The organism is Hamadaea flava (assembly GCF_024172085.1).
GTDB lineage: Bacteria > Actinomycetota > Actinomycetes > Mycobacteriales > Micromonosporaceae > Hamadaea > Hamadaea flava.
Genome location: NZ_JAMZDZ010000001.1, coordinates 6,819,934 through 6,839,561 on the forward strand (window position 1 = coordinate 6,819,934; position 19,628 = coordinate 6,839,561).

General features: G+C 70.4%; 24 protein-coding genes. 11 read left to right on the forward strand and 13 right to left on the reverse strand.

The features are described from left to right. The first annotated feature begins 102 nt into the window (after positions 1-102). Together proC and HDA40_RS32060 are read left to right on the forward strand one after the other, a co-directional pair. Positions 103-915 carry a pyrroline-5-carboxylate reductase gene (proC, locus tag HDA40_RS32055; protein WP_253761536.1) on the forward strand — a complete coding sequence of 271 codons (813 nt, stop codon included), beginning with the start codon at positions 103-105 and terminating at the stop codon, positions 913-915. Between the two features lie 121 nt (positions 916-1,036). Further along, positions 1,037-1,408 carry a hypothetical protein gene (locus HDA40_RS32060; protein WP_253761537.1) on the forward strand — a complete coding sequence of 124 codons (372 nt, stop codon included), beginning with the start codon at positions 1,037-1,039 and terminating at the stop codon, positions 1,406-1,408. Positions 1,409-1,513: 105 nt separating this feature from the next. On the opposite strand, the gene HDA40_RS32065 is transcribed toward HDA40_RS32060, so the two are convergent. Beyond that, complete coding sequence (locus HDA40_RS32065; RefSeq protein WP_253761538.1) at positions 1,514-1,867, reverse strand: hypothetical protein; 354 nt, start codon at positions 1,865-1,867, stop codon at positions 1,514-1,516. Then, on the reverse strand, positions 1,864-3,237 hold the full coding sequence (locus HDA40_RS32070) for a sulfatase family protein (protein WP_253761539.1): 1,374 nt from the start codon (positions 3,235-3,237) through the stop codon (positions 1,864-1,866). The genes HDA40_RS32065 and HDA40_RS32070 overlap by 4 nt, the downstream gene beginning before the upstream one ends. A 157-nt stretch (positions 3,238-3,394) precedes the next feature. On the opposite strand from HDA40_RS32070, the gene HDA40_RS32075 reads away from it, so the two are divergent. Together HDA40_RS32075 and HDA40_RS32080 are read left to right on the forward strand one after the other, a co-directional pair. Then, entirely contained in the window at positions 3,395-4,801 is a 1,407-nt protein-coding gene (locus HDA40_RS32075) for a class II 3-deoxy-7-phosphoheptulonate synthase (protein ID WP_253761540.1), read from the forward strand. Between the two features lie 4 nt (positions 4,802-4,805). After that, the gene (locus HDA40_RS32080; protein WP_253763884.1) at positions 4,806-5,825 is read left to right on the forward strand and encodes a threonine aldolase family protein; all 1,020 of its coding nucleotides are present in this window, start codon (positions 4,806-4,808) and stop codon (positions 5,823-5,825) included. A 50-nt stretch (positions 5,826-5,875) separates the two neighbouring features. Here HDA40_RS32080 and HDA40_RS32085 read toward each other — a convergent pair whose 3' ends face one another. The 6 genes from HDA40_RS32085 to HDA40_RS41770 all read right to left on the reverse strand — a co-directional run bounded on the left by HDA40_RS32085 (position 5,876) and on the right by HDA40_RS41770 (position 10,769). Then, positions 5,876-6,343, reverse strand: coding sequence for a hypothetical protein (locus tag HDA40_RS32085; protein ID WP_253761541.1), 468 nt, complete (start codon positions 6,341-6,343; stop codon positions 5,876-5,878). A 26-nt stretch (positions 6,344-6,369) separates the two neighbouring features. Further along, positions 6,370-6,849: a bacterioferritin gene (bfr, locus tag HDA40_RS32090; protein ID WP_253761542.1), complete on the reverse strand. Its 480-nt coding sequence runs from the start codon at positions 6,847-6,849 to the stop codon at positions 6,370-6,372. 110 nt (positions 6,850-6,959) lie between these two features. Further along, on the reverse strand, positions 6,960-7,136 hold the full coding sequence (locus HDA40_RS32095) for a (2Fe-2S)-binding protein (protein ID WP_290865628.1): 177 nt from the start codon (positions 7,134-7,136) through the stop codon (positions 6,960-6,962). A 62-nt stretch (positions 7,137-7,198) separates the two neighbouring features. Continuing rightward, on the reverse strand, positions 7,199-8,044 hold the full coding sequence (locus tag HDA40_RS32100; protein WP_253761544.1) for a deoxyribonuclease IV: 846 nt from the start codon (positions 8,042-8,044) through the stop codon (positions 7,199-7,201). Further along, entirely contained in the window at positions 8,044-10,008 is a 1,965-nt protein-coding gene (pknB, locus tag HDA40_RS32105; RefSeq protein ID WP_253761545.1) for a Stk1 family PASTA domain-containing Ser/Thr kinase, read from the reverse strand. The genes HDA40_RS32100 and pknB overlap by 1 nt, the downstream gene beginning before the upstream one ends. Positions 10,009-10,094: 86 nt before the next feature. Continuing rightward, complete coding sequence (locus HDA40_RS41770) at positions 10,095-10,769, reverse strand: hypothetical protein (protein WP_275978348.1); 675 nt, start codon at positions 10,767-10,769, stop codon at positions 10,095-10,097. Between the two features lie 54 nt (positions 10,770-10,823). Between HDA40_RS41770 and HDA40_RS32115 the strand changes: the two genes are divergently transcribed. Genes HDA40_RS32115 through HDA40_RS32125 form a run of 3 tightly spaced genes read left to right on the forward strand, consistent with a single transcriptional unit; the run spans position 10,824 to position 11,805 of the window. Next, positions 10,824-11,180 carry an Rv2175c family DNA-binding protein gene (locus HDA40_RS32115; RefSeq protein ID WP_253761546.1) on the forward strand — a complete coding sequence of 119 codons (357 nt, stop codon included), beginning with the start codon at positions 10,824-10,826 and terminating at the stop codon, positions 11,178-11,180. 14 nt (positions 11,181-11,194) lie between these two features. After that, positions 11,195-11,503, forward strand: a complete 309-nt coding sequence (locus HDA40_RS32120) for a lycopene cyclase domain-containing protein (RefSeq protein ID WP_253761547.1) — start codon at positions 11,195-11,197, stop codon at positions 11,501-11,503. Continuing rightward, complete coding sequence (locus tag HDA40_RS32125) at positions 11,500-11,805, forward strand: lycopene cyclase domain-containing protein (RefSeq protein ID WP_253761548.1); 306 nt, start codon at positions 11,500-11,502, stop codon at positions 11,803-11,805. The genes HDA40_RS32120 and HDA40_RS32125 overlap by 4 nt, the downstream gene beginning before the upstream one ends. Here the strand turns inward: HDA40_RS32125 and mptB are convergent. Further along, positions 11,753-13,126 (reverse strand): polyprenol phosphomannose-dependent alpha 1,6 mannosyltransferase MptB, encoded by a 1,374-nt coding sequence (gene mptB, locus HDA40_RS32130; protein ID WP_253761549.1) that lies wholly within the window; start codon positions 13,124-13,126, stop codon positions 11,753-11,755. The genes HDA40_RS32125 and mptB overlap by 53 nt on opposite strands. Before the next feature lie 194 nt (positions 13,127-13,320). Between mptB and HDA40_RS32135 the strand changes: the two genes are divergently transcribed. Then, positions 13,321-13,764: a guanyl-specific ribonuclease gene (locus tag HDA40_RS32135; protein WP_253761550.1), complete on the forward strand. Its 444-nt coding sequence runs from the start codon at positions 13,321-13,323 to the stop codon at positions 13,762-13,764. On the opposite strand, the gene HDA40_RS32140 is transcribed toward HDA40_RS32135, so the two are convergent. Next, complete coding sequence (locus tag HDA40_RS32140) at positions 13,757-14,839, reverse strand: polyprenyl synthetase family protein (RefSeq protein WP_253761551.1); 1,083 nt, start codon at positions 14,837-14,839, stop codon at positions 13,757-13,759. The genes HDA40_RS32135 and HDA40_RS32140 overlap by 8 nt on opposite strands. A gap of 82 nt (positions 14,840-14,921) precedes the next feature. Between HDA40_RS32140 and HDA40_RS32145 the strand changes: the two genes are divergently transcribed. Further along, a complete protein-coding gene (locus HDA40_RS32145; RefSeq protein WP_253761552.1) occupies positions 14,922-15,905 on the forward strand; it encodes a sigma-70 family RNA polymerase sigma factor in 984 nt (327 codons plus the stop codon). 86 nt (positions 15,906-15,991) lie between these two features. Here the strand turns inward: HDA40_RS32145 and HDA40_RS32150 are convergent, their stop codons facing one another. Then, positions 15,992-16,294, reverse strand: a complete 303-nt coding sequence (locus HDA40_RS32150) for an STAS domain-containing protein (protein WP_253761553.1) — start codon at positions 16,292-16,294, stop codon at positions 15,992-15,994. Positions 16,295-16,448: 154 nt separating this feature from the next. Between HDA40_RS32150 and HDA40_RS32155 the strand changes: the two genes are divergently transcribed. Further along, positions 16,449-17,366, forward strand: a complete 918-nt coding sequence (locus tag HDA40_RS32155; RefSeq protein ID WP_253761554.1) for a methylenetetrahydrofolate reductase — start codon at positions 16,449-16,451, stop codon at positions 17,364-17,366. A 19-nt stretch (positions 17,367-17,385) separates the two neighbouring features. Next, positions 17,386-18,135 carry a CDP-alcohol phosphatidyltransferase family protein gene (locus HDA40_RS32160; protein ID WP_253761555.1) on the forward strand — a complete coding sequence of 250 codons (750 nt, stop codon included), beginning with the start codon at positions 17,386-17,388 and terminating at the stop codon, positions 18,133-18,135. Positions 18,136-18,233: 98 nt separating this feature from the next. Here HDA40_RS32160 and HDA40_RS32165 read toward each other — a convergent pair whose 3' ends face one another. Together HDA40_RS32165 and HDA40_RS32170 are read right to left on the reverse strand one after the other, a co-directional pair. Continuing rightward, positions 18,234-18,773 (reverse strand): GNAT family N-acetyltransferase, encoded by a 540-nt coding sequence (locus tag HDA40_RS32165; protein WP_253763885.1) that lies wholly within the window; start codon positions 18,771-18,773, stop codon positions 18,234-18,236. A gap of 9 nt (positions 18,774-18,782) precedes the next feature. Beyond that, complete coding sequence (locus HDA40_RS32170; RefSeq protein ID WP_253761556.1) at positions 18,783-19,271, reverse strand: YbaK/EbsC family protein; 489 nt, start codon at positions 19,269-19,271, stop codon at positions 18,783-18,785. Between the last annotated feature and the right edge of the window lie 357 nt (positions 19,272-19,628).

Here is a 19,628-nt window from a genome sequence, read left to right on the forward strand (position 1 = left end):
GAGTAACCCACTCCAGGCGGTCAGGCTTGATCCTTCCGTGGGTTACTCCGCCCCCGTCGCGTTCGCCGTCGTGGGTGGTTGGGGCTAGTGGGGTTGGACGGGATGGGTATGCACACCGTTGCCGTAGTGGGTGCGGGGAAGATCGGTGAGGTTCTGCTCTCCGGTCTGGTGAAGGCGGGCTGGCCCGTTGACCGTTTGATCGCCACAGCCCGGCGTCCGGAACGAGCCGACGAGCTTCGGTCTCGGTACGGCGTTCGAGTGCTGGAGAATGCGGAGGCGGTCGCCTCGGCTGACGTCGTCGCGATCGCGGTGAAGCCGCAGGACGCCGGCGCTCTGATGGCTGAGCTTGGGCCGCTCATGAGTTCGGACAAGTTGCTCGTTTCGCTGTGTGCCGGCCTGCCCACGTCGTTCTTCGCGAAGTATCTCCGGGACGAGGTCCCCGTTGTTCGGGTCATGACGAACACGCCAGCGCTTGTCGATGAGGCTATGACGGCCATCTCGGCGGGGGCGCATGCGACTGCCGCGCATTTGTCGCTGGCGGAGGAGATGTTCAAGCCGCTGGGGCGGACTATACGGTTGCCTGAGTCTCAGCAGGACGCGGTTACCGCGTTGAGCGGGTCGGGGCCGGCTTACTTCTACTTCCTGGTCGAGGCGATGACGGATGCCGGGATTCTGCTCGGGTTGCCGCGGCAGGTGGCGCACGATCTGATCGTGCAGACCGCCATCGGCTCGGCGGTGATGCTGCGGGACTCGGGGGAGCACCCCGTCAAGCTGCGCGAGGCGGTCACCTCGCCGGCCGGCACGACGATCTCCGCGATCCGTGAGCTGGAGAACCACGGCGTACGCGCGGCGCTGCTCGCCGCGCTGGAGGCGGCCCGGGACCGGGCGCGCGAACTCGCCGCACAGAACACCTGACAGCCCGTCACCCTTGCGTGGGTGGGATGCCCGGATTGCGTGAATGAATCCGGTTCAGCCTTCCGTCTCGGTCTTGCGCCGCCTTACCGTCGGTTCAGGTCCGAACACAGTGGAGGCGATCATGCGTCGAGCAGTCATCTTCTCGGGCACGGTTCTCGCCGTACTCGCGGTATCTTCCCCCTCGTACGCGTTCGCTCACAACGCGGTGCGAAACCCGGTCTGGCACGCCGTTCTCGACGTCTTGACGCTCGCGGTGGTCAGCGCTCCACTGTGGACGGCGTACGCCTGGGGCGGCCGGCGGCGTGGCGCCCTCATGGCGTTGATCGGGCTCGTGCAACTCCCCGTCGCCGTGATCGGGTTCGTCCCGATCGCCAACCCAGTCCTGCACACGGTCCTCTTCGGATTCGCGCTGACGGTGACCGTGGCAGCCATCGTCTCCGTCCGCCGGCTGTCGCGAGCCGGCCAGGAGACGCCCGTACGCGCCGGACACTGACCCGCACGGGGTCCGGCGCACCTTCCCGCTGTCGGCCGCGACTGTGTGAGGGGCAGTCGTGGTCGACGGCGGCCGGCTGCGTTGATCAGGGAGCCGCGGAGTCGATCAGGGCGCTGTGGACACGACACGCCGGTCGACAACGACCGAAGGTTCATGATCAACCGGAAAGGGTGGGGGAAGGGCGGCGAGGACGAGGGTGGGGTCGGGGCAGCCGGGGTGGGGATCCGTCCAGGACCCGTCCGGCTGCCGATAGGCCGTCCAGCGACAGTGCGCTTCATCGGCGTACCCCCAGGCCATGAAGATCTCGCTGGCGCCGAAGCGATAGACGCCGACGGTCGCGACTCGCGCGGAGTCGGGGCGGCTGTAGTAGGTGGCGTGGAGACCGGGCACCGGGATGCCCTCGACGGTGACGTCGAAGGCCTCCCGGTGCGGTCGGTAGAGCGCGAGGTCGGGCCTCACGGGCAGGCCGAGCCCGTGCAGCGGCGGGCCGTGGCGAGTTTGTCGCGCAACGCGTCGCCCAGCTTGCGGTCGGCGTCGGAGACCTTGCCGTGCAGGACGTTCGTCAGCTCGCCGGGATCGATGTCCGTGTGGTACAGCTCGCGGAACGTGGTCTTGCCCTGCTCGTCGTAGTTCTCGAGGTAGTGCGTCTTGCCGTCCCACAGCGCGGCCCAGGTCGGCACCTTCGAGTTCTTGAGGTCGTACCAGTACTCCGTCAGAACCGGCCCGCTCCGCGCTGGGCCGAGCAGCGACCGCCCGTCCTGCTTGCCGCCGCTCACGCCGGCCGCCGCCAGAAGCGTCGGCATGATGTCCACACTGCTGGCCATCCGGTGGTCCGTGCTCGCGGTGACGTGCCCGTCCCAGCGCAGCAGCAGGGGTACGCGCACCGAGGGCAGGTAGCCGACGAACTTCTCGGTACGCCCATGCTCGCCCCAGAGGTAGCCGTTGTCGCTGGTGAAGATGACGATCGTGTTCTTCAGGACGCCCCGCGAGTTCAGGTCGCTCAGCATCCCGTCCACGGCGTCGTCGGCGCTGAGCAGCGTACGCAGCATCTTGTGGCAGATCTCGTCGTAGGCGGCCGGATCCGGCTTGGTCCACTTGAGCCAGATCGGCTTGTCGGAGACGTCGGACTCGCCGCTCTGCAGGCACTTGCCGACGTCGGACTCGGCGTACTTCGGCTCCGGAGTGGACGGCCGGTGCGGGGAGTAGGGCGCGTAGTAGGCGAACCACGGCTTGCCGCCCGCCTGGTCGAAGCCGCGCAGCCAGCCCTTCAGCTTGTTCGCGTACCAGGTCGTCGAGTACGCGTTCACCCACTCCAGCTTGCCGTCGGTGTACGTCTTGAAGCCCTGGTAGCCGCCGTGCATGGCGCTGTAATGGTCGAACCCGGGTGGCGCGGAGTCCAGCGGCCACGAGTTCAGGAACTTGCCCGCCATCGCCGTCCGGTAGCCCGCCTTGCGGAGCAGCACCGGCAACAGCTCGCCCTGGTGCACCTGCTGCCCGTCGGTCTGCAGGTGGACGTCGGTGTTGTGGGCGTACTGGCCGGTCAGCATGCTGGCCCGGCTCGGGCAGCAGGACGGGATGCTGACCGTGGCCCGGTCGAAGTTCCGGGCGCCCCGCAACCACTTCATGGTCTTGGGCATGACCCGCATGGTGTCCCAGCGCTGGTCGTCGGTGTTGATCAAGAGGATGTTGGGCTTGGCGACCTCTGCCGCCTCCGCCGCCGGTGCTTTTCCGGCGGCTGCGGCGGTTCCCGCGGTTCCGCCGCCTACGGCGGCTGCTGCTGCTGCGCCCGCGAGGGCGAGCGCTACTACGATAAGTGGACGAATACGCACAAATCACCAGTGTTCCGCGCGATCATGAACTTACGCGCGTGCTCGCTCGGCGTGTCGTGTGACCAGCACCATGATCGTTCCTTTTCGCAGGTGATCACCTGGCGGGATGCACCCGGGCGGTCACCGTGGTTCCCCATCGCCGCACTAGGCTGCTGGCATGCGTACGGCTTCCCGTCCCGAGTGGCACCAGCTCCGGCATCCGGGCTTCGAACAGAAGATCAGGACTACGGCTGACCCGGCCGAGGCGGCCGCCCTCGGCCTTGACGAATGGCGCAAGCTGCCCCGGGCGCAGATGCCGCCGTGGGCCGACTACTCCGAGGTCGAGCAGGTCTCGAAGGTGCTGGAGGGCGTACCGTCCATCGTCGCGCCCTATGAGGTCGACCAGCTGCGGATGCGCCTGGCCGAGGTGTGCGAGGGGCGCGCGTTCCTGCTTCAGGGCGGCGACTGCGCCGAGACCTTCGCCGACAACACCGAGGAGCATCTGCTCGCCAACGCCCGGACGCTGCTCCAGATGGCGGTCGTGCTGACCTATGGAGCGTCGCTGCCGGTCGTGAAGGTGGCCCGGGTCGCCGGGCAGTACACCAAGCCGCGGTCGTCGGACACCGACGCGCTGGGGCTTCCGGCGTACCGGGGCGACATGATCAACTCGCTGGAGGCGGGCGAGCAGGCGCGGGTCGCCGACCCCCAGCGCATGATCCGGGCGTACGCCAACGCCGCCGCCGCGATGAACATGCTCCGGGCGTACCTGGGCGGGGGCCTGGCCGACCTGCACGCGGTGCACGACTGGAACCGGGACTTCGTGCGTACCTCCGCCTTCGGCGAGCGGTACGAGGCGATCGCGCGCGAGATCGACCGTGCGCTGGCCTTCATCAACGCCTGCGGGATGACCGACGACGAGGCCCTGCGCACGGTCACCCTGTACGCCTCCCATGAGGCGCTGGCGCTGGAGTACGACCGGGCGCTGACCCGGATCTCGGACAACCGCGCGTTCGGGCTTTCCGGCCATCTGCTCTGGATCGGCAACCGGACCCGCCAGCTCGACAGCGCGCACCTCGACTTCGCCTCCCGGATCGCGAACCCGGTCGGCGTGAAGATCGACCACAAGATCCCCTCCGCGGAGCTGCTGGCGATCTGCGAGAAGCTGAACCCGGACAACATCCCGGGCCGCCTCACCCTGACCTGCCGGATGGGCAACCAGTTCGTCCGGGACGAGCTGCCGCGCATCGTCGAGGTCGTCCGCGACGCCGGGCACAAGGTGGTCTGGCAGTGCGACCCGATGCACGGCAACACCCACGAGTCGTCCAACGGCTACAAGACCCGGCACTTCGACCGGATCGTCGACGAGGTCCTCGGCTACTTCGAGGTGCACAAGATGCTGGGCACCCACCCGGGCGGCATCCACATCGAACTCACCGGTGAGGACGTCACCGAGTGCCTCGGCGGCGCGCAGGCGATCGAGGACGCCGACCTGGCCACCCGGTACGAGACCGCGTGCGACCCGCGGTTGAACACCCAGCAGTCGCTGGAGCTGGCCTTCCTCGTGGCGGAGATGCTCCGTGGCTGACGCGGTGGTGGATCTCCGGTCCGACACGGTCACCCGGCCGTCGGAGGGCATGCGCGAGGCGATGATGACGGCCGAGGTCGGCGACGACGTCTTCGGCGACGACCCCACCGTCATCGAGCTGGAGCGCCGGGTCGCCGAACTGCTCGGCCACGAGGCGGCACTGTTCGCCCCGTCCGGGACGATGGCCAACCAGATCGGTCTGCAGACCCTGGTGCCACCGACCTACGAGCTGCTCTGCGACGTCGGCGCGCACATCGTCACGTACGAGCTGGCGGCGGCGGCCATGTTCGGCGGGATCAGCACGCGTACGTGGACTCCGGGCGGCAGTTCGCTCGACCTGGACCTCATCGAGTCGCTGGTCATGCCGGAGGGCTTCCGGGCGGCCGTCACCCGAGCCGTGGCCGTCGAGCAGACCTACGGCCGCGACGGCGGCACGGTCATCCCGTTCGCCTCGCTCGAGGGGCTGCGCGGGATCGCCGACCGGGCCGGGATCGCGTTGCACTGCGACGGCGCCCGGATCTGGCACGCCTCGATCGCGACGGGCATCCCGCTCGCGGCGTACGGCCGGCTCTTCGACACGGTGAGCGTGTGCCTCTCCAAGGGCCTCGGCGCCCCGGTGGGCTCGGTGCTGGTCGGCACGGCGGAGAACATCGAGCGGGCGCGGCTGATCCGCAAGCGGCTGGGCGGCGGCATGCGCCAGGTCGGCATCCTCGCCGCCGCCGGCCTGTACGCCCTCGACCACAACCTGCCGCGGCTGGCCCTCGACCACGCGAAGGCGCAGCGGCTGGCGGAGGCGTTGGCGCCCTACGGCGTGTGCGACCCGGCGTCGGTCGAGACCAACATGGTCATGCTCGATCTGCGGGAAGCCGCGATCGACGGGCCGTCACTGGCTCGGGCCGCGACCGAGGAAGGCGTCCTGTGCGCGGCGGTCGGGCCGCGTACGGTGCGGCTGATCCCGCACCTGGACATCGACGACGCCGGGATCGACCGGGCGATCGAGGTCTTCACCACTCTGCTGAAGTGAACCCGCGATGATCTAGGCGAGAAACGGTCGCCCAGGCCGCCATTTCCCGCCTAGATCATCTGCGTTCCCGCTGATCTTGAATGGAAACCGTCGCCATGGCGACGCCAACGATTCAAGATCAACGTGCCCGCTCGGGCGGATCCGTGCGTGATGGTCGCAAAAGCCACCAGCGGTATGAGGCTGAGCGCCGCGAGCACCAGCGAGACCGTGCCCCAGGCCAAGGCGGCCACGGCGAGCGCCACAGTGAAGCCGCCGAGCGTCACGACGGGGGCCCAGCGCCAGCGCGTACGCCGTGCGACGAGCTCGCCGATCGCGACCGTCGGCAGCAGCACGGCCACGGTCAGGGCGACGCCCAGCAGGGCGGCCGCGAGGATCATGAACGGACCGGCGAGCGGCCCGCCGAGGCCGGCGTCGGTGATCGTGGCGAAGACGACCAACGCCAGATATGCGAGCGCGGCCGTCACCGGGTACAGGACCCAGGCGACGGCCGCGCCGAGCAGGTAACGCGCGAGCCACACGCGCGTGAGCCTAGCGAACGAGCCGGTCAGGGCTCGGGGTGCTCGGTGACGTTCTGGAGGTAGAGCTGCTCGCCGAGGGTCTCGATCAGGTCGAGCTGCGTCTCCAGGTAGTCGATGTGGTGCTCCTCGTCCTCGAGGATGTCCTCGAAGATGTTGGCCGAGGTGACGTCGCCGACCGAGCGCATGTACTCGATGCCGCGGCGGAGGCGTTCGATCGCCTCCTCCTCGATCTTCATGTCGCACTTGAACTGCTCTTTGACCGTCTCGCCGATGCGCAGCGGGAACAGCTTCTGGAAGTTCGGCAGGGCTTCGAGGAAGAGGATGCGCTCGGCGAGCCGGTCGGCGTGCTTCATCTCGTCGATCGACTCGTGCCGGGTGTACTTCGCCAGCTTCGTGAAGCCCCAGTTCTCCTGCATGCGGTAGTGCAGCCAGTACTGGTTGATGGCGGTCAGCTCCGCCGTGAGCTGTTCGTTGAGGAATTCGATGACGCGGGCGTCGCCTTGCATGGCCGTGTGAACCTCCCAGTGAGATATCCCGGAAGGCAATCTACGCGCGTATGTCCGAAACATCGCGCTAAGGCATGAAACGGCGCGCCGAGCGCGGTCGAGCCAGAGCGTCAAGCAGGCACTGCGGAGAAGTAGTCCTCGATCATGTCGCGCAGTCGGTCGTGGCAGGTGAAGCAGTTGGTGCCCGCTTCGCACTCGTCGCCGATCTTCTCCAGGTCGTGCGCGCCGCACTGGATGGCCGAGTGAACCTCTTCCTCACTCACTCGGTTGCAGATGCACGCGTACACCGGGGTCCTTCCTGAGGGGGGCGGTTAGCCTTGCCTCAGTAAGGGTGCCCTAAAACCCCAGCTCACGCAAGATGTGGTGACACACTGCGCAGTGCCGCGAGATCATCGGCGTGGGATTCGGCCGGGGTTTCGACGATCACGGGGAGGCCGGCGGCCGCCGGATGGGCCAGCAGCTCCCGGAACGGCTCCAGCCCGATCATGCCCTGCCCGATGGCCTCGTGGCGGTCGCGCGTCGACCCCACCGGGTCCTTGGAATCGTTGGCGTGCACCAGTTCCAGCCGCCCCGGGCCGACCGCCGTGACCAGCGCGTCGAGGGTGGCCGTCATGCCGCCGGGGGTGGCCAGGTCGTGCCCGGCCGCCCAGGCGTGACAGGTGTCGAAACAGACACCCAGGGCCGGGTGGTGGTCGACGGCGGCGAAGTACTCCGCGAGGTGCTCCACCCGGGCCGCCAGCGACCTCCCGCCGCCCGCCGAGGGCTCGACCAGCAACCGCGGCCAGCCCGCCGCCGACGACTTGTCCAGCAGCGGCAGGAGCGCCTCGCGTACCTGCTTCCAAGCCTGATCGGTGTGGCTGGGGTCGACCGAGCTGCCCGCGTGGAAGACCACGCCCCGTGCGCCGATGGCCTGACCCCGGATCAGGGCGTGCGAGATGGCGGCCTCCGACTGGGTGACCGTCGCGGGCGTGGGTGATCCCAGGTTGACCAGCAGGGGAGCGTGGATGAACGACGGGATCGCGCGCTCGGCGCAGCCGGCGAGGAAGGCCCCGTCCTGGACGGGATCCCCGGCCGACTGCCGCCAGCTGCGGGCGTTGCCGATGTAGACCTGCACAGAGCCCGCGCCGACCTGATCGACGTACGCCAAAGCCGTCTTCGCCAACCCGCCGGCCGAGTTGGAGTGCACTCCGAGCATCAGACGACCCGGCAGCGGATCACGACCTGCTGCCCCTGGTTGACCATCGTGCCCGGCTTGGGGTCCATGTCGCGCACCCAGCCGCTCTCGCCCATCTGCCCGTCCACCTGTACGCCCAGGTTCATGCTCTCGAGCTGCCGCTTGGCGTCGCCGCAGCCCCAGTTCATCACGTCGGGCATGGCGAACGAGGTCTGGTTCTCGCTGACCGTCAGGGTGATCGTCTGGCCCTTCTCCACGCCCGAGCCGTCCACCGGGTCCTGGGCGATGACCTGGCCGTTGGGCTTGTCTGACTTCTGGAAGGTGATGGCGACCTTCAGCCCCATGCCTTCCAGCGTGGTGCGGGCGACGCCCTGATCCTGGCCGACCAGGTTGGGCACGGTCAGCGGGGCCTTGCCCTTGCTCAGGATGAGCGTCACCTTGTCGCCGGGCTTCAGCTCGGTGCCCACGGTCGGCTGGACCGCGATGACGGTGTTGGCGGGGACGGTGTCGCTGTACTGCCCGGCGCCCTTGACCGGCTGGAGCTTCACCGCCGACAGGTCGACGACGGCCAGTTCCCAGGTCTTGCCGACGATGTCGGGCACCTGGTAGCGCTCCGGGCCCAGGGACAGGGTCAGGTCGATGTCGCTGCCCTTGACGACCTTTTCGCCGGGTGGAGGGTTCTGCTCCAGGACGGTGTCCTTGGCGATCTCCTCGCTGAACCGGCCCTGCTCGAAGTGTGCGGTGAAACCGGCCTTGCGCGCCAGCGCCTCGGCGGAGGCGCGGTCGAGCCCGGTCAGCTTCGGGGCGGCCTCGTAGCGGCCGAAGCCGAGCCACCAGCCACCGACCAGCACCAACAGGGCCAGCACGACGAGGCTGGCGGTCAGCGCCATCCGGCCGCGCGGCGAGCCCTTCACCCGCGCGTACGCGTCGCGGGCGCGCTCGACGAGCGTCGGGTCCTCGTCGGGGTACTGCTGCTGCTGTTGTGGGGCGGGACGGCCGCGGGTGGCCGGGCCGGGTGACGGCAGCCGGGCCCAGGACGGCCGGTCCGACGGCCTGACCTGCCCGACGACCATGGTCGGCTGAGCGGACGGCCGGGCGCGGGCGGCCGCGGCGATGATCACTTCGCGCGCCTGCTGCACCTCGGCGAGCATGGCGCCCGCGTCGGTGGGCCGCAGCGCGGGATCACGCCGGGTCGCGCGGGCCACGAGGTCGTCGGTCACCGGCGGCAGCCCCGGCACGAATCGCGACGGCGGCGGCACGTCCCGGTCGACGTGCTGCCAGGCGATGTCGACCGGCCGGTCCCCGTCGTAGGGAACCCGGCCCGTGAGCATCTCGAACAGGACGATGCCGGCCGCGTACACGTCGGACCGGGGGTCGGCGACACCGCTGGTCACCAGCTCGGGAGCCACGTACGCCACGGTCGCCATGAGCTGACCGGAACCGTCGTCGGCGCTGGCCGCGACCGCGCGGGCGAGCCCGAAGTCGGCCACCTTGACGACGGCGTCGACGAGTTCCGCCGAGCCGCCCGGAGCCTCGGCGATCAGCACGTTCTCCGGCTTGACGTCCCGATGCACCAGGCCCGCGCGGTGCGCGGTGGCGATCGCGGAGAGCATCTGCTCCAGCACGGCGAGCGCCTCGATCGGGCTGAGCCGGCGGCGTTCGGCGAGCAGATCGCGCAGCGTCCGGCCCCGGACGTATTCCATCACCAGGTAGGGCAGCCCGTTGTGGTTGCCCTGGTCGTAGACCGCGACTACGTTCGGATGGGTCAACCGGGCGACGGTCTTCGCCTCGTCGGTGAACCGTTCGACGAACTGCGGGTCAGTGGCGCGACCAGTGTGAATGATCTTGATCGCGACGGTTCGTTCGAGGCGCTCGTCGGTCGCGGTGTAGACAGTCGCCATCCCGCCGCGGGCGACGCGCCCGCGGATGCGGTAGCGGCCGTCCAGCAGCGACCCGAGGAGATTGTCGGCGACCTGAGTGTCCATCGGCGTGCAGTCTAAGTCAGTCTCGGCCGTCCAGACACCATTGGGCCGTTGTACTGGACTGGAGCGCGCCGCGCCGATGGGCTCGATCACCGGGTGGCCCCGGCTCCGGGGCTCTCCGTCGACCCTGGAGTCGCTGTGGGCGAAGTCACACCGGAGGGGGACGCGGTCGGCGTACCGGACGGGCTCGGGCTGGCCGACGTGCCGGGGCTCGGCGGCTGCGTACAGCTGCACGTGGGCACCGGCGCGGGCGTGGGGACCGGCGGCTTCGGGGTCTTCGTGGTCGCGTGCGGTCGCTTCGTCACCGCGACGGGCGTACCGGGCGCCGTGGTCATCACGACCGGCACGCGTACGCCCTCCGACGGCGTCGGCGACGGGGCGGGCGCGGCATGCGCGGGCAGTCCGGCCGGGGGCGCGCCCGGATCGAGCAACGCCCGCATTCCGGTGATCATCGCGAGGACTCCGCCGGCTGACAGCGCCAGCAGCACCAGTCCCGCCGCGGCCAGCGTCGTGCGCTGCCGGGCGGGGGAGCGTACCGGATCACCTGGGCGCGGGCCCTTGGGCCGGCGGCGGCGATGGCCCTTCGGCGGCGGCGGCGCGACGGCCCGCGGGGCGCGCAACTCCACCTCGGTCTCGGACCAGGAGTCGGCCCACGGATCGGCCGGGTTCTCCCCGTCGGCCGACGAGGAGCGCTTGCGCAGGTCGTATCGGACCGAGCGCCAGGCGCCGGCCACCTCTCGCTGGATCACACGCAGGGGGTTCACGTCGCGGTTCCTCGGGTGCGGGATCCCAGCCGGGCTGGTGGATCGGCCCGGCCGATGTGGGATCGTGTACGGGTGACTGAGAACGTCTCAACGTGGGTGAACCTCCCCGACGTGGCCGAACGCTTCGGCGTGCCGATCACGAAGGTCCACCAGTGGAGGAAGGAAGGCTCGCTGCTGGCGGTGCGCCGGGACGGCGTCCTGCGGGTGCCCGCGGAGCTGGTGGCGAACGACACCGTGCTCAAGCACCTCCCCGGCGTGCTGACGTTGCTGCGGGACGCCGGGTACAACGACGAAGAGGCGCTGCGGTGGCTCTACACCGCTGACGACACCCTTCCCGGCACGCCCGCGCAGGCACTCGGCGGAGACTTGGCGCGTGAGGTCAAGCGACGCGCGCAGGCGCTCGCGTTCTAGATCTCGCGTTCTCGATGGCGCTGACCTACCTCGCGGTCCTCGCGGGCTGCCTGATCTGCGCGATCTGGCTCGAACCCGTCCTGCACGTCGGGGTGCTGCGCCAGGTCCGGCGGCTGGCGCTCACCATCGCGCCGGTCGCGGCCCTGTTCCTGATCTGGGACCTGGCCGCGGTCCACTCCGGCTGGTGGTCCTTCGACCCCGCGCAGCTCCTAGGCGTACGCATACCGGGCGGGCTGCCGCTGGAGGAGGCGCTCTTCTTCGTGGTGGTGCCGCTGTGCGCCGTGCTCGGCTTCGAGGCGGTGCGGCAGGTCCTCAAGCGATGACGTACACGGTCTCGGTGGTCCTGGGGCTGCTGGCCGCCGTCGCGATCGACCTCTGGGTGCTGCGTACGCGGCTGGTGGCCGGGGTCGTGTTCTGGGCGACCTATCCGATCGTGCTGCTGTTCCAGTTGCTGTCCAACGGCGTGCTCACCGGGCGCGGCGTCGTCGTCTACGCCGACTGGACGATCCTGGGCCTGCGGATCGCGTACGCCCCGGTGGAGGATCTGCTGTTCGGCTTCGCCCTCGTGCTGCTCACCCTGTCGGTCTGGGTCTGGCTCGGACGGCGTACGCCAGCAGGGCGATGACGGCCGCGAGCGCGGCGAAGGCCCCCGGCCCCTTCGTCAGCACGGCCAGCCCCAATCCGTTGGGCAGGACCAGGAAACACAGCCCGACCGTGACGGCTATCCGCGTACGCGTCCACGCCTCGGTCCCGGCGGCGGCCAGGACGGCCAGCGGCGCCAAGGCGTACCAGGGGTAGAAGACTGGACCGAGGACGGCCAGCGCCGCCAGCACCCAGCCGCAGGCGGCGATCACCGTCGCGGCCGGCGCCCGCCAGGACTTCCTTATCGCGTACAAGCCGATGATGAGGAGGGCGATCAGGCCGAGCGCGCGCGCCACCGTGATGGACGCGGACATCGCGTCGATCCCGAACGCGCGGAGCAGGTAGCCGACCGCCATGCCCGCGCCGGTCGGCAGTGAGGTCCACTGCTGGAGGTCCCCGGTGTCGCGCAGGCCGTTCACCCAGCCGAGGCCGAGCCCCGACGCGAGGGTGAGCGCGGCGAACGTGCCGACGCTCGCCGCGAGCGCCGCCCAGCGCTGCCGCCACGGCGGGAGCAGCAGCAGCACGAACGGCAGCGCCACCAGGGCGGTGACCTTGATCGCCACCGCGCCGCCGATCAGCACCCCGGCGATGAGCCAATCGTTCTTGCGCTTGCTCGTGGCAGCCGCAAGCCCAGCCACGATGAGCCCGGCCAGCACCGCGTCGTTGTGCGCGCCGGAGACGGCGTGCAGCGCCACCAGCGGCGTGAGCAGGCCGAGCCACCAGCCTTTCCCGTTGCGACCCAAGGTTTTCAGACCCCAGCCGAGCAGCGCGAGTCCGCCCAGCGCGATCAGGCGGAGCACGGTGACCGCGATCGTCAGCTGCGTGTCCAGATCGGTGGCGACGAACTTCGCGATCGCCACCGCAGCTCCACTCAGGACGATCGCGAGCGGGCCGTACGGCGTCGGGGTGTGCCACCAGAGCTCCGGCACACTGGGCGTCCACAGACAACCGCCGTCGGCGACGCCGAGCTTGTAGGGATCCAACCCGGCGAGCCAGATGTCGCCCTGACACGCGTACGCATACACGTCCCGGCTGGCCAGCGGCGGCGCGAACAGCAACGGCGCGAACCAGAGCACACTCGGGTTCCTGCTCCGCCACCAGATCAAGCCCAGCGCCGCCGTCGCGACCAGCCACAACAGCAGGCCGAGCTGGAACCGGCCGCTCGTGGAACCCAAGCCCGCCAGGCGGAGCGTCGGCGCGGGATCACCCGACGGCAGCGCACCGGCCAGCCACGCCGCCACCGCCAGCACCGCTGACGCCGCCAGGCCCGCTGCCGCTGCTCGCCCCGCTCCCGCTGCTCGCACCGCTCGCCCCGCCCTCGCTCGCCGCTTTCCGCGCGATGCTTTCCGCGCGATCATGAACTAACGGTCGTGGTCGACCGGCGTGTCGTGTCCGCCCCACCATGATCGATCCCGCCCGCCCGTGATCGACAGCGGCGGGCCGACGGGGACATGGTCGCATCCGCGTCCGGCGCGTGAGCGCATGGCACACTGCCCGGATGGAGATCAGCCGGCGTCGCCTGCCCGTCCTCGTCGCCGTGGCGTCGGTGCTGATCGTGGTCCTCGCGACCGTGCTGGGCTTCTGCGCCGGCCGGTCGGCGGACACCCCGGCCGGCTCGCCGACGTCAGCGATGTCGGCCTCGGCAGCGAAGACCCCGGTCTCCGGCCTGCCCACCGTGGCCGTCGCGAAGTTGCCGCAGCAGGCCCGGGACACCCTCGTGCTGATCGACAAGGGTGGTCCCTACCCGTACGACCGGGACGGGATCGTCTTCGGCAACAACGAGCGCCTGCTGCCCCAACAGACCCGCGGCTACTACCACGAGTACACGGTCCCCACCCCGGGGTCACGAGATCGGGGCGCCCGGCGGCTGGTCGTCGGCCAGGGCGGCGACATCTACTACACCGACGATCACTACGCGTCGTTCCGGCAGGTGCTCAGGTAGCCCGCCGGGTGCTGGCCTCCGCGAGCCGCAACAACATCCGCTCGCCGTCGGCGTCCAATTCCGCGCCGCGCAACGCGTCCAGCGCCGCGCCGGTCAATTCCGCGATTCTCTCCTCGGTACGCGCGAGAGCGCCCGTGCCGACGATGATCTCGCGGAGGGTGGCGACGCCCGCGGCGTCGAGGTCCGGACTGCCGAGCCGGTCGAGCAGCGCCTCCCGCTCGGCGGGGGTGGCCCGGTCGAGGGTGGCCGCGATGAGATAGGTGCGCTTGCCTTCCCGCAGGTCGTCGCCCGCCGGTTTGCCGGTGACCAGCGGGTCGCCGAACACCCCGAGGATGTCGTCGCGCATCTGGAACGCCTCGCCCAGCGGCACCCCGAACCCCGAGTACGCCACCCGCAGCGCCACCGGGGCGTCCGCGATCGCCGCGCCGAGCAGCAACGGGCGCTCGACGGTGTACTTCGCCGACTTGTACCGGGCCACGGTCCCGGCCCGGCGCATCGAGGTGTCCCCGGTCGCCTGGGTGAGCACGTCGAGGTACTGCCCGGCGGTCACCTCGGTCCGCATCGCGTCGAAGACCGGGCGGCAGCGGGCCAGCGTCACCGGGTCCAGCCCGCCCGCGTGCAGCAGTTCGTCCGACCAGACCAGGCAGGCGTCGCCGAGCAGGATCGCGGCGGATGCGCCGAAGTCGGCCGATTCGCCGTGCCAGGCGTTCTTCAGGTGCAGTTCGCTGAACCGCCGGTGGGCCGCGGGCTCGCCGCGCCGGGTGTCGGAACGGTCGATGAGATCGTCGTGGATCAGGGCGCTGGCCTGCACCAACTCCAACGACGAGACGGCGGCCACGACGGCGTCCGAGTCCACGCCGCCGGCCGCCCGATATCCCCAGTACCCGAACGCCGGCCGAAGCCGCTTGCCGCCGCCCAGCACGAGCGCGTCGATCGCGTCGGAGAGCGGGGCCAGCTCAGGGTCGATCGCGACGAGCTGGGCCCGCCGATCGGTGAGGAACGCACGCAGCGCCCCGTCCACCCGACGGCGCAGATCGGCCTCGTCGGTGGGGTGGGGCACCGCCGATGAAGTCACTCGTCAGACTCTATAGGCGTACGCCGCCTTCCTTGATCCGGGCCGGTTCCCGGTGTCATACGTCTCGGGTAGGTTCCCTTTCGTGACTGTCATCGCTGATCACGGCAACGATCACCGGGCAGAGCAGCTCGAGCCCTATCGCGGCGAGCTGACGGGTTACTGCTATCGGATGCTCGGCTCCGGCTTCGAGGCCGAGGACGCCGTGCAGGAGACCATGGTGCGGGCCTGGAAGGCGTACGACCGGTTTGAGGGGCGTTCGGCCCTGCGGTCCTGGCTCTATCGCATCGCGACCAATGTCTGCCTCGACATGGTCGGCGGCGCGCAGCGCCGGGCCCGGCCGATGGACCTCGGCCCGGCCTCGACCGCGGCCGGCCTGCCCGACGCGCCGCTGCCCGAGCCGACCTGGCTGATGCCGGTGCCGGACAGCCAGGTGCTGCCGTCCAACGGCGACCCCGCCGACGTCGCGGTCGCGCGGGACAGCATCCGGCTCGCCTTCGTCGCCGCGTTGCAGCATCTCGCGCCCCGCCAGCGGGCCGTGCTCATCCTGCGCGAGGTGCTCCAGTGGTCGGCCGCCGAGACGGCCGAGCTGCTCGACACCACCGTCGCCTCGGTCAACAGCGCGCTTCAGCGGGCGCGGGCGACGCTCGCCACAGTCGACACCACCCGGTCTGACACCCTCGACGCGCTCGACGAGGCGCAGCAGGAGTTCCTCGGCAAATACGTCGCCGCCTTCGAGAGCTACGACCTCGACGCGCTGGCCAGACTGCTGCACGACGACGTCGTCCTGTCGATGCCGCCGCTGGAGATGTGGCTGCGCGGCCCAGTGGAGATCCGGGCCTGGATGCTCGGCACCGGCAACGGCTGCCGCGACTCCCGGCTGGTCCCGACGGCCGCCAACGGGAGCCCGGCGTTCGGGCAGTACCGGCCGGCGGCGAACGGCCAGGGGCACGAGCCGTGGGCGTTGATCATCCTGGAGATCGTCGACGGGAAGATCTCGCACGTGAACAACTTCCTGGACACCGAACGGCTGTTCCCCCTATTCGGGCTCCCGCCCCGGCTCGACTAGACGGCGCCCGCCGTCCTGGTGCGTTCGCCGGACGGGCGTCGGAGACGGGTCGGGCGTCGGGATGGACCGCAGCCAGGACGGAGGAGTCAGTCGAGGGGGAGGAGACCGTCGACGCCGATCAGCGAGACGAGCAGGAGGAGCCTCGGGCTCGCCCCGGTGATCACGATGCGGCGTCCGCGCCGCCGGGCGGTCAGCTGCAGGCGGGCCAGGGCGTCCACGGTCACCGCGTCCGGACGACAGACCGCGCTGACGTCGAAGACCACCACCCCGTCGACGGCGTCGAGCAGGGTCGTCAGCCGTTCGCAGAGCACCGGGATGTCGGCGCGGACCAGCACCGGGCCGAGCGTCCAGACGACCGGCTCGGGCGGCGGCGTCTCTGGGCTGAGCACGGTCGGCCTCCTGTCGTCGGGGTCACCACTACTGACGACTGGCAGGTCCGGAACTCATCGCCGCCGGCCCGATCCGTCGGAGGAAGGGCGTGCGGGCGGCCACCGATTGGGACGGATGCGGCCGTTTGTCCTGGTCGGCGCTAGAGTGACGGGCATGACCCTAGGCGCCCCCTCGACCTTGCCCGGCGACCGGCCGACCGTGGGACATCTGCTCGCCTCGGCGGAGCCGACGATCTCGTTCGAGTTCTTCGCGCCCAAGACGCCGGCCGGCGACGTGCTGCTCTGGCAGGCCATCCGCGAGCTGGAGGCGCTGCGCCCGGCGTACGTGTCGATCACCTATGGCGCGGGCGGCACGACCCGCGACACGACCGTGGCCTGGACCGAGCGGATCGCCGGGCAGACCACCCTGGTGCCGATGGGCCACCTCACGGCGGTCAACCACTCCGTCGCCGAGCTGCGCAACGTCATCGGGCATTACGCGGACAGCGGCGTACGCAACGTCCTGACGGTGCGCGGCGATCCGCCCGGCGATCCGCAGGCCGAGTGGATCGCGCATCCGAAGGGCCTGACCCACGCCGACGAGCTGGTCAAGCTGGTCCGCGAGAGCGGCGACTTCTGCGTGGGGGTGGCCGCGTTCGTCGAGCAGCACCCGCGCTCGCGGTCGCTGGCGGAGGACGTCGACACTCTGGTGCGCAAGTTCCAGCTCGGCGCCGACTTCGCGATCACCCAGATCTTCTTCAACTGGGAGGACTACGCCCGGCTGCGCGACGCGGTCGCGGCGCGCGGCTACGACAACCCGATCGTGCCCGGCGTCATGCCGGTTACGAACGTCTCGCAGATCGAGCGGTTCGCCCAGCTCACCGGCATGGTCTTCCCCGCGGATCTGGCCGTGCGGCTGCGCGAGGTCGCCGACGATCCCACGGCGGTACGCGCGATCGGCGTGGAGGTGGCGACCGCGCTGAGCGACCGACTTCTCGTCGAGGGCGCACCCGGATTGCACTTCATCACGTTGAACAGGTCGACATCCAGCCGGGAGGTCTGGCGCAACCTGCGAGAGGGTGCGCTCGTGTAGGAAGCGACAGCGGGGGATCATGATCGGCGACGGCGCGACGGACTGGACGGAGACCGAAGGCGAGGTACCCGCCGAGCCCGCCGTGAACCCGCGGGCGATCATGGACTGGCCGAGGTTCGTGACCGCCTGGGCCGCCGCCAACGACGGATTCGACCTGCGGCACGCCGGACCTGGGCAGCGCTGGTGGGCTCGGCTGGCGTACCGGTGTGGGATCGCACTGACCCGGATCGGGGGCACCGCCGCGGTGACGACCGCCGGAGCGGTGCTGGCCGCCCTGTTTGTCCCGCTGATCGCGGCGGGCGGCGGGCGCTGGCCGTTGCTGGCCGTCGTCCTCATGGCGATCGGGCTGCTGGCCGAGGGGGCCAGCCGGGCGGTGAGCGTACTGCTCGGCGGGCCGATGCGCCGGGAAGCGTTCTACCGCAGCCTCGCCGAACGGGCGGCCGAGCTCTGCTGGCTGTGGGCGGCCGCCGCGCTGGGCGCGGCCACGCTGCTCATCCTGATCTGTGGCGTGCTGATGGCAGCGCACGAGTACGTCCGCGCGCGAGCCATGGCCGGTGGCATGCGCCCGGCCGGCACGTCGACGGTAGGCGACCGTCCACTGCGGATCGCGTGCACGTTCGCCCTGCTGATCATCGCCGCCGTCGTTTCCCCGCTCGCCGAGGATCTGCCCGCCGGCACCAGCACTCTAGTGCTCGCCCTGTGGGCGTTGCTCGGTCTGTTCGGGTTCGTCCAGCTGCTGGCGGCCGCCCGCAAGGGACTCCGCTTCTGACCCGTCCCTCTCCCGGCTGCAGATCAGGGTTACGCATGCCTCCGGGGGCGATGTCGGCACGCGTAACCGTGATCCGCCCGCTTGAAGAGCGCCGGGGATCAGTCCAGCGGCAGCGGACGGCCCAGCACGGCGAACGGACGGAAGTCTCCCGGGAAGAGGAAATGACGCAGCACATCGGAGAAGCCGAACCGGCGGTAGAGCCGCCAGGCACGGGACTTCTGCTCGTCCGCCTCCGGTGTGGACAGCAGCGCGGTCTCCCCGGTCGCCATCTTCAGCAGGGCGCTGAGCTGCTGGGCGCCGATGCCGTGGCCCTGCGCCGCCGGGCGTACGTGCAGCTCGACGATCTCGAACGGATCGGTCATCCAGAGTTTGCGCTGGTCGGCGTCGAGCGCCGAGCTGACCTGGTCGTGCCACCACTGGCCGGGCCCGCCCGGATAGCCGTAGCCGAAGCCGAGCAACTGCCCGTCCGTCGTCAGGGTGGCGACGCCCCGCACGTCGGGACGGCGTACGTGGGCGGCGAAGCGCCCGGCCCGAGCCTGCAGGTCGGCGCCGGAGTGTCCCATCGCCTCCCCGTAGACCTCGATGACTTCGGACAGCCGCCGTTGCAGGTCTTCCGGAGTCCAGGCGATCAGCCGGATGCCCATGGGTCAGTTCACCTTCACAGGTACGCCGCCGGTGATCCGCAGCAGCTCGGCGTAGGTGGTGGGGAATACCGACTGGGGCACTCCGCCGGCCGCCCAGACCTCGGCGTACCCTTCGAGTGCCTGATCGACGATCGTGCGCACCGGCTTGGGATGACCGAGCGGCGCGACGCCGCCGATGGCTTGGCCCGTGTGCTCGCGGACGAACTCCGGCGTAGCTCGGTCTATACGCGACAGTTCGAGGGTCCGGGCGATCAGCTTGGTGTCCACGCGGTGCGCGCCCGAGGTGAGGACGAGGAGGGGATCGCCGTCGGCGGAGAAGATCAGCGAGTTGGCGATCTGGCCGACCTCGACGCCGAGCGCGGCCGCGGCCAGCGCCGCGGTGTGCACCGCCTCCGGGAGGATGCGGACGGTGCTGGGGCGGCCGCTGCCGTCCACCGCGTCGGCGCAGGCGAGGGCGTCCTGCACGGCGCGGACGTTGGGGTGGTCATGCATCCCGCGATTGTCCCACTTGGCGGCTGGAAGGGGGTCCGGCAGCGCGCCGCCGCGAGGTCGGTTTTTGTCGTACCTTCGCGGTAGACTTGCCCAAGAGTTCGAACGAGCGTTCTAGACTTTCGAACAGTGTTCGAATAGAGTGTCCTGCAGGGGGAGCGGTTCGCGGCCGTGACCCCGCAGGCGGCGCGCTTGCGCAGCGCGCCACTCCAGAACCGAAGGACATTCGCGGTGTTCGCGGTTCTGACAGGCGGGATCGCCATCCGCCGCCCACCCGACCCCCGGGTGGCGGATGGCGTACCCGATCGGTTGGCCGGTCGGGTGTGGTGTGGGGAAGCTCCACACCCCCCGGCCAGCCGG